Origin of the sequence: Halomonas sp. 707D4 (genome assembly GCF_024158685.1) — a bacterium.
In the GTDB taxonomy this organism is placed as follows: Bacteria; Pseudomonadota; Gammaproteobacteria; order Pseudomonadales; family Halomonadaceae; genus Vreelandella.
The window spans coordinates 1-1067 of sequence record NZ_JAMZBD010000740.1; the positions used below are offsets into that span (position 1 = coordinate 1).

A 1067-nucleotide genomic window follows, 5' to 3' on the forward strand; every position below is an offset into this window, starting at 1 on the left:
GTACAGGGCACCTCCTGGGTGGTCGGGGTGACGGTGCCCGCCACGGCTTTCACCGCCGTGACCAACAGCCTTCTGCAGTCGCTGCTGATCGCCGGCGGGCTCTTGCTGCTGGCGCTTCTGGGCGTGGTCGCTTTTGCAGCGCGCCGCGCGCTGGCCCCGATCAAGCACACCGCTCGCGCCATGGCGGACATCGCCCAGGGCAAGGGCGACCTGACCCGCCGCCTGGAAGCGAAGAGCCAGGACGAGATCGGCGATCTCGCCAACGGCTTCAACGCCTTCGTCGAGCGCATGCAGAACACCCTGGTCGAGGTGCGCCAGAGCGCTCAGACGGTACTGATCGGCGCCGGCGACATCGCCGACGGTACCCATGAGCTCTCCTCGCGCACCGAGCAGTCGGCGGCCAACCTGCAGGAGACCTCGGCGTCGATGGAAGAGATCCACTCCACGGTATCCCACACCTCCCACGCGTCGGACCAGGCCAGCGGGCTCGCCTTCGAGGCCTCCAGCGCCTCCCAGCGCGGCAACGAGTCGATGACCCAGATGCAGGCCAAGATGCAGGCGATCACCGACTCCTCGAACAAGATCAGCGAGATCATCGGCATGATCGACTCGATTGCCTTCCAGACCAACATCCTGGCGCTCAATGCCTCCGTCGAGGCGGCGCGAGCCGGCGAACAGGGCCGCGGCTTCGCCGTGGTGGCAAGCGAGGTCCGCACGCTCGCCAGCCGCTCGGCCAGCGCCGCCCAGGAGATTCGCGCGCTGATCGACGTCTCCGTGGATCACACTCAGCAGGGCAACCAGATCGTCTCCACCGCCGCGCAGCAGATGGCGGAAATCCATCGCAGCATCACCCAGGTCACCGACGTCATCGGCGAGATCGCCGCCGGCGCCCGGGAGCAGACGGCGGGCATCGAGCAGGTCAACACGGCGATCGCGGAAATGGACACCATGACCCAGCAGAACGCCTCGATGGTAAGCCAAAGCGCGACGCTTGCCGCCGCCATGCGCGAGAACGCCGAGCGCCTGGACCAGCTGATGAGCGAATTCGTGCTGGGCAACGAAGGCGC

Annotated in this window: 1 protein-coding gene; it reads left to right on the plus strand. The window is 67.3% G+C overall.

The features are described from left to right. A partial coding sequence (locus tag BIS11_RS18360) for a methyl-accepting chemotaxis protein (protein ID WP_253586834.1) occupies positions 1–1067 on the plus strand: 1067 nt, incomplete at both ends.